Genomic DNA, 7,389 nt, shown 5'->3' with positions numbered 1-7,389 from the left:
GAACCCGCTGATGCCCAGGCCCATGAACCACAGGTTGCCGCCCGCACCAGGTGAGAACGTGGCGTCGGCGAGGGGCTGATACGCGAACCAGCCGAAGGCCGCGGCGCCCTGCGGGGTGAGGAACCCGGCGGTGGCGATCGTGGACCCGAACAGGAAGAGCCAGAATGCGAACGCGTTCAGACGCGGGAACGCGACGTCGGGCGCCCCGATCTGCAGCGGCAGCACCGCGTTCGCGAAGCCGGCGAACAGCGGCGTCGCGAACATGAGCAGCATGATCGTGCCGTGCATCGTGAACAGCTGGTTGAACTGGTCCTTCGTCGGGATGATCTGCATGCCCGGCTCGAACAGCTCGGCGCGGATGATCAGTGCCATCACGCCGCCGAGCATGAAGAACATCACCGAGGCGATGAGGTACATGTAGCCGATCGTCTTGTGGTCGGTGGAGGTGATCCACTTGACGATGATGTTGCCCTTCTCGCCCGTGCGGGATGCGCTCAGCAGCGCAGCCTGACGGGGAGGCAGGGTCGTGGAGCGGCCCGAAGACTCGCCCTGCAGCGGAAGCGAAGTCGCCATGTCAGTTGCTGCCCTCCTGGGTGGGACCGGTGGGGCTGCCCGCCGTGCCCGGGTCATTGTGGAGTCGGTTGTACTCCTTGGTGATGTCGCCCGTGTTGCCCTCAGCCCGGAGCGCGTCGAGGTGAGCCTGGTACTCCGCCTGGCTGACGACCTTCACGCGGAAGAGCATCGCCGAGTGGTACTCGCCGCACAGCTCCGCGCACTTGCCCTGGTAGGTGCCCTCGCGGGTCGGCGTGAACGACCACGAGTTGTCGCGGCCGATGTAGAGGTCCTTCTTGTAGAGGAAGTCGATGATCCAGAACGAGTGGATGACGTCGCGCGACTCGAGGTCGATGCGCACCGACTCGTTCACCGGCAGGTAGAGCGTCGGCAGCTTGTTCTGGTCGACGTTGCCGCCGGCATCCGGCACGGCCTGCACGCCCATCGACCACACCGCGTCGGAGTTGTCCGGCTGCGTGCCGTTGTACTGGAAGTCCCAGGCCCACTGCTTGCCGATCGCGGTGATCGAGACGTCGGGGTGCTCGTTCTGCGTCTCGAGGATCGTCTGGTCACGAGCCGTGAACGCGAACATGCCGATCACGAGGATGAGCGGGACGACCGTGTAGAAGATCTCGATCGGCATGTTGTAGCGCAGCTGCACGGGCAGGCCGGTCTGGCCCTTGCGGCGGCGGTACACGACCATCGCCCAGAGCATGAGGCCCCAGGTCACGATTCCCACGGCGAGCAGGACGATCCAGGAGTTCACCCACAGAGAGGAGACCATCTCAGTGCGGTTCGTCGCGGGCTGGCTGTTTTCGAAGCCGGGCAGGAACCCGTGCAACTGAGTGGGCGTACAGCCGGCGAGAGCGACGGCCGTTGCGAGCCCGATGGGGAGAACAGCCCAACGGAGGCGACGTTTCGAGTGCACGATGCACCTTTCCGGGTCAGGAAGTCCGACAGAGGACAGTCTAGGGCAACCTCTCACCCGATTCCGGCCAGCCGTCCAGGGTGCGCGTGACGATTCGATGACGATCGGACGGCACCCGCGGGGCGCGGATGCGGCGCGCTCCGGGAGCGGATTTCTCCCGGAAAACGCGCCGCGCGAGAGGTTTTTGGGGTCAGTGGAAGCTGTCGCCGCAGGCGCAGCTGCCGGAGGCGTTCGGGTTGTCGATCGTGAAGCCCTGCTCCGAGATCGTGTCCTTGAAATCGATGGATGCACCGTCGAGGTACGGGACGCTCATGTCGTCCACGATGACCTCCACGCCGTCGAACTCGACGGCGGTGTCGCCCTCGAGGAACCGCTCGTCGAAGTAGAGCTGGTAGATCAGACCGGAGCATCCGCCGGGCTGCACGGCGACGCGCAGACGCAGATCGTCGCGACCCTCCTGCTCGAGAAGGCTCTTCACCTTCGCGGCCGCGGCGTCGGTCAGCTGGACGCCGTGCGCGGTGGTGGTCTCGGTCGACAGGGCGGTGTCGGTCATGATGCTCCTCCGTGACAGAACTTGCTCACGAGTCTACGCCCCGGCCCGCGCGTCCAGACGCTCGAGCAGGAGTGCCTCCGCCACCAGGGCGTGCCGGAAGGTGTCCAGGTGCAGGGACTCGTTGGGGCTGTGCGCCCGCGCGTGCGGGTCCTCCACGCCCGTGATGAGGATCTGCGCCTGCGGGAATTCGCGCACGAGATCGGACACGAACGGGATCGAACCGCCGACTCCGAGGTCGACCGGTGCCACCCCGTAGGCGGCATCCATCGCGGCTCGCGCGTCGGCGACCGCCCAGCCGCTCGTGTCGACGAGGAACCCGTCGCCGAAGTCGACGTCGGTGAACTCCAGCTCCGCACCGAACGGGGCGCGGGCACGCAGATGCGCCTCCAGTGCCGCGTAGGCGTCGTGGGCCGACTGGCCGGGTGCGATGCGGGCGCTGATCACCACCGAGACCTCGGGGCTGAGCGTGTTGGACGCGTTGCGGACGCTCGGCGCGTCGATGCCGGTGACGGTGATCGACGGCTTGTTCCAGATGCGGCTGAGGATGCTGTCGCGGCCGATGGGGCTGACGCCCGCGGGCAGGCCGGCCTCGTCGCGCAGGGTCTCCTCCGAGTACGGCGGGGTGTCGGCATCCCGCACCAGCAGGCCGTCCACGGCCACCGCGCCGTCGTCGTCCCACATCGTGCCGAGGAGCTTCACGGCCGCCATCATCGCGTCGGGCACCGCACCGCCGAACATGCCGGAGTGGGAGGCGTGCTCGAGGGTGCGGATGCGCAGGGTGAAGCGCGCGTTGCCGCGCAGCGACACCGTGACGGCGGGCGTGCGGGCATCCCAGTTGCCGGAATCGGCGACCACGATCACATCGGCGCGGAGGGCGTCGGCGTTGTCGGCGAGGAACTGCGCGAACGAGCGGGAGCCGGCCTCCTCCTCCCCCTCGATGAAGAGGTTGATGCCGAGGTCGAAGTCGTCGCCGAGCACCTCGGTCAGCGCGCGGATGGCGCCCATGTGCGCCATCACGCCGGCCTTGTCGTCGGCGGCGCCGCGTCCGTAGAGGCGTCCGTCGCGCACCGTCGGCTCGAACGGCGGCGTGTCCCAGAGCGCCTCGTCGCCGACGGGCTGCACGTCGTGGTGGGCGTACAGCAGGATCGTGGGGCGTCCGTTGCGCGCGGCGCGGGTGGCCAGCACGGCCGGCATCCCGCGCTCATCGGTGCCGGGGACGGCGGCGTCGCGGATCACCACGGAGTCGAACACGCCCGTGCCCTCGGCGAGGGCCGCGACGGCCTCTGCGCTGCGACGGACCTCGGCGTGGTCGAAGCCCGGGAACGCCACCGAGGGGATGCGCACCAGCCGGCCGAGATCGGCCAGCGCGGCAGGCACGCCGGCCTCGGCGGCGGTGCGGACGGCATCGGCACGGGACAGTTCCACAGTCATGCGGGTAATCTTAGAGGCGAACCCCAACCAGACTTTCCGAGGATCATCGTGGCCAAGACACCCGCCCCCGCGTCCAGCGACGCCTCGTCGCAGGGGACGAATTCGAACGACGGCAGCGCTGCCGGCAAGGGCCGTCCGACGCCCACCCGTGCCGAGCAGGAGGCCGCCCGCAAGCGTCCCCTCGTCGCCAACACCAAGGAGGCCAAGGCGCAGCGCAAGGCCGAGATGGCCGGTGCGCGCGAACGCGCCCGCATCGGCATGGCCGCCGGCGAGGAGAAGTACCTGCCGGCGAAGGACCGCGGTCCGCAGCGCCGGTTCGCCCGCGACTACGCGGATGCCGGCTGGCACATCGGCGAGCTCGTGATGCCGCTGATGATCCTCGTCATCGTCACCATGATCACGCCCGCCCAGGCCGTGCAGCAGTACGCCATGATCGTGCTCTGGGGCTTCGTCGTCCTGGTGATCATCGACATGGTGATCACGGGCATGCGCCTCAAGCGCGCCGCGCGCCGCAAGTTCGGCGACGCCAAGCTCGAGCGGGGACTCGGCTGGTACGGCGGGATGCGCACCATCCAGATGCGTTGGATGCGACTTCCCAAGCCCCAGGTGCGCCGCGGACAGTACCCGTCCTGATCGACTCCGGCGCTTCCCGCGCACGACGAAGGCCGCGCCGTCTCGAACGGCGCGGCCTTCGTCGTGTCGTCAGCGCTTCGCGAGGCCGCGGTTGATCTGGCGCGCCCACAGCGGGCCGCGGTACAGGAACCCGGTGTAGCCCTGCACGAGGTCCGCGCCGGCATCCAGCCGCTCCTGCACGTCGGCGGCGGTCTCGACGCCGCCGACGGAGATGACGCCGAAATCCGCCGGCACGCTGTCGCGGACGAGCCGCAGCACGTCGAGCGCTCGCGCCTTCAGCGGCGCTCCGGAGAGGCCGCCGGCGCCGGCCGCGTCGATCACGGCCCGGTCGGTGACGAGGTCGTCGCGCGCGATCGTGGTGTTCGTCGCGATGAGCCCGGCGAGGCCCAGCTCCACGGCCAGCTGCGAGATCGCGACGACCTCGTCGTCGGGCAGGTCGGGGGCGATCTTCACCAGCAGCGGCGTCTGCCCGCAGGCATCCCGCACGGCCTCGAGCAGGGGCCGGAGCGTCTCGACGGCCTGCAGCCCGCGCAGGCCGGGCGTGTTCGGGGACGACACGTTCACGACGAGGTAGTCCGCGAGCGGGGCGAGCAGGGTGGCGCTGCGCACGTAGTCGGCCGTGGCATCCGCCACCTCGACGACGCGGCTCTTGCCGATGTTCACGCCGATCCGCATGCGCGTGCCGCGGCGGCGGAGCTTCCGCAGGCGCACCGCGGCGGCCTCGGCGCCCTTGTTGTTGAAGCCCATGCGGTTGATCACGGCCCGGTCCGGGATGAGCCGGAAGAGCCGCGGACGCGGATTGCCGGGCTGCGGGATCGCCGTGACGGTGCCGATCTCGACGTGGCCGAATCCGAGGGCCGCGAGGCCGCGCACGCCGAGCACGTCCTTGTCGAACCCGGCCGCGACGCCGAACGGCGAGTCGAAGTCGAGCCCGAGGGCGCGCGTGCGGGTGTGCAGCGACGCGTCCGGGCGGGTCAGCGCGCGCGCCGCCCACGACAGCGGCGGGACCCCCAGAGCGCGGATCACGACCATGGCGGCGTGGTGGGCGGACTCGGGGTCCATGCGGGAGAGGACGGTGCGGAAGAGCAGCGGGTACATCGTCCGACAGGCTACCCGGCTGCGGGTTCCGACGCCGATTCGGGCCGCTCGTGATCGGCGCGCAGCTGCGCGATCGACGCCTCGAAATCCTCGAGGGATTCGAATGCCTGGTACACGCTCGCGAAACGCAGGTAGGCCACCTCGTCGAGCTCGCGCAGCGGTCCGAGGATCGCCAGGCCGATCTCGTTCGTGTCGATCTGCGAGGCGCCGGTCTGCCGCACGGTCTCCTCGACCGTCTGCGCCAGGACGGCCAGGTCGGAATCGGTCACCGGGCGCCCCTGACAGGCCTTGCGGACGCCCGCGGCCACCTTGTCGCGGCTGAACTGCTCGGTCACGCCGCTGCGCTTGACGACGTACAGGCTCGCGGTCTCGATGGTGGTGAACCGGCCCCCGCACTGCGGGCACTGCCGGCGACGGCGGATGCTGAGGCCGTCGTCGCTCGTGCGGGAGTCGATCACGCGGGAGTCGGGATGGCGGCAGAACGGGCAGTGCATGCGGCCTCCTTCACCCCTCGAACCGGGCGGTGATCGCCTCGCCGTGCGCCGGGAGCGCCTCGGCCTCGGCGAGCGCGACGATGGCGTCCCGCACCTCGGACAGGGCGGCGCGGTCGTACTCGATGACCTGCTGCGGCCGCAGGAAGGTGGCGGCCGACAGTCCCGACGCGTACCGCGCCTGGCCTCCGGTCGGCAGCACGTGGTTGCTGCCGGCGAGGTAGTCGCCGAGGCTCACCGGCGAGTGCGCGCCGACGAAGACGGCCCCGGCGTTGCCGAACTCCTCCGGCCGGGGGTCGTCGAGGTGCAGCTCGAGGTGCTCGGGGGCGTACGCGTTGCTGAACGCCGTCGCGGTGGCCCGGTCGTCGACGAGCACGATCGCGGACTGCGGGCCCGCGAGCGCGGTCTTCACCCGCTCGCGGTGCCGGGTGGCATCCGCCATGGCCTCGACCTGCTGCGCGACCGCGTCCGCCAGGGCCGTCGAGTCGGTCACGAGCACGGCGGCGGCCTGCTCGTCGTGCTCGGCCTGGCTGATGAGGTCCGCGGCGACGAGCCGGGGGTCGGCGGTGTCGTCGGCGACGATCAGGATCTCGGTCGCGCCGGCTTCGGCGTCGGTTCCGACGCGGCCGGCGACGGCGCGCTTGGCTGCGGCGACGAAGTTGTTGCCCGGGCCGGTGACGACGTCGACCGGGTCGAGCCGGAGGGATGCCACGCCGTGGGCGAAGGCGCCGATCGCACCGGCGCCGCCCATCGCGTACACCTCATCGACGCCGAGCAGCCGGGCCGCGGCGAGGATGACGGGATGCACCCGCCCGCCGAATTCGCGCTGCGGCGGGGAGGCGAGGGCGACCTGCTGCACGCCCGCCACCTGGGCGGGCACGACGTTCATGACGACGCTCGACGGGTAGACTGCCTTGCCGCCGGGCACGTACACCCCGACGCGGCGCACCGGCTGCCAGCGCTGCGACACGCGGGCGCCGGGGGCGAGCACGGTGGTCGACGGCGCCGGCACCTGTGCCGCGGAGGCCTCGCGCACCCGGACGATCGCGGCCTCGAGGGCGGAGCGGACGACCGGATCGAGCGTCTCGAGGGCCTCCTCGAGGTGAGCGGCGGGCACGCGGATGGCGTGGCCTGTGGCGCCGTCGAACTGCTCGGCCTGCTCGCGCAGGGCGTCCTCTCCGCGTCGCGCGACGTCGTCGACGATGCGCGCGGCGGCGGCGAACGCCTCGGCGCGGGCGGCCTCGGCACGGGGGACGGAGTCCAGCAGTTCGGCGAGCGACAGGGTGCGGCCGCGCAGATCGATGGTGCGCATCATCCGCGGGTCACCCCCGACACGTCGCGCAGGTAGCCGACCCGGCCGTCCTCGTGGCGCACGACGAACACGTCTCCGCGCTCCTCGATGACGAGCGCCCAGGCGGTGGGGCCGACGTAGAACAGCGTCTTGCCGGCGGCATCCACGACCGGCCGCTGCTCGGGCACGAGCGCCCAGAAGGCCTGCGACACCGTGGAGACGGCGGTCGTGTCCGCGTCGGCGGAGGCAGCATCCATCACCGTGGTCTCGGCGGGGAACTCCTCTGCCGCGGGTTCCGGCTCGGCCGCGGGTTCCGGCTCGGGGGACCGCGCAGGCGCCGGTTCGGACTCGGGCGCCGGCGCGGGTTCCGGCTTGGGGCTCGGGGCAGGCGCAGCAGCCAAGGACGTCGAGC

The 7,389-nt window shown here is 71.1% G+C and carries 8 protein-coding genes and 1 pseudogene; 1 reads left to right on the top strand and 8 read right to left on the bottom strand.

What is annotated here, in order from left to right; translation table 11 throughout:
- From VJR25_RS08020 to VJR25_RS08005, 4 genes are all read right to left on the bottom strand, one after another.
- The coding region (locus VJR25_RS08020) for a cbb3-type cytochrome c oxidase subunit I (RefSeq protein ID WP_324114351.1) at window positions 1-573 on the bottom strand (573 nt) is incomplete at its 3' end.
- Window position 574: 1 nt separating this feature from the next.
- Window positions 575-1,480 (bottom strand): cytochrome c oxidase subunit II, encoded by a 906-nt coding sequence (coxB, locus tag VJR25_RS08015; RefSeq protein ID WP_324114349.1) that lies wholly within the window; start codon window positions 1,478-1,480, stop codon window positions 575-577.
- Window positions 1,481-1,670: 190 nt separating this feature from the next.
- Entirely contained in the window at window positions 1,671-2,033 is a 363-nt protein-coding gene (erpA, locus tag VJR25_RS08010) for an iron-sulfur cluster insertion protein ErpA (protein WP_324114347.1), read from the bottom strand.
- Between the two features lie 33 nt (window positions 2,034-2,066).
- Complete coding sequence (locus tag VJR25_RS08005; protein ID WP_324114345.1) at window positions 2,067-3,464, bottom strand: dipeptidase; 1,398 nt, start codon at window positions 3,462-3,464, stop codon at window positions 2,067-2,069.
- 48 nt (window positions 3,465-3,512) lie between these two features.
- Between VJR25_RS08005 and VJR25_RS08000 the strand changes: the two genes are divergently transcribed.
- Complete coding sequence (locus VJR25_RS08000) at window positions 3,513-4,097, top strand: DUF3043 domain-containing protein (protein ID WP_324114343.1); 585 nt, start codon at window positions 3,513-3,515, stop codon at window positions 4,095-4,097.
- A gap of 69 nt (window positions 4,098-4,166) precedes the next feature.
- Here VJR25_RS08000 and VJR25_RS07995 read toward each other — a convergent pair whose 3' ends face one another.
- From VJR25_RS07995 to VJR25_RS07980, 4 genes and pseudogenes are all read right to left on the bottom strand, one after another.
- Window positions 4,167-5,195: a quinone-dependent dihydroorotate dehydrogenase gene (locus VJR25_RS07995; RefSeq protein ID WP_324114341.1), complete on the bottom strand. Its 1,029-nt coding sequence runs from the start codon at window positions 5,193-5,195 to the stop codon at window positions 4,167-4,169.
- Window positions 5,196-5,206: 11 nt separating this feature from the next.
- Window positions 5,207-5,689, bottom strand: coding sequence for a transcriptional regulator NrdR (nrdR, locus tag VJR25_RS07990; protein ID WP_324114339.1), 483 nt, complete (start codon window positions 5,687-5,689; stop codon window positions 5,207-5,209).
- Between the two features lie 10 nt (window positions 5,690-5,699).
- Window positions 5,700-7,001: a histidinol dehydrogenase gene (hisD, locus tag VJR25_RS07985; protein WP_324114337.1), complete on the bottom strand. Its 1,302-nt coding sequence runs from the start codon at window positions 6,999-7,001 to the stop codon at window positions 5,700-5,702.
- Window positions 6,998-7,389: pseudogene (locus VJR25_RS07980) on the bottom strand (hypothetical protein); the annotation flags it as partial. The gene hisD and the pseudogene VJR25_RS07980, both read right to left, overlap by 4 nt.

The organism is Microbacterium sp., from assembly GCF_035277845.1.
GTDB lineage: Bacteria > Actinomycetota > Actinomycetes > Actinomycetales > Microbacteriaceae > Microbacterium.
Note: the sequence above shows the minus strand (reverse complement) of the source record. Positions and strands in the feature narration are given on the sequence as shown.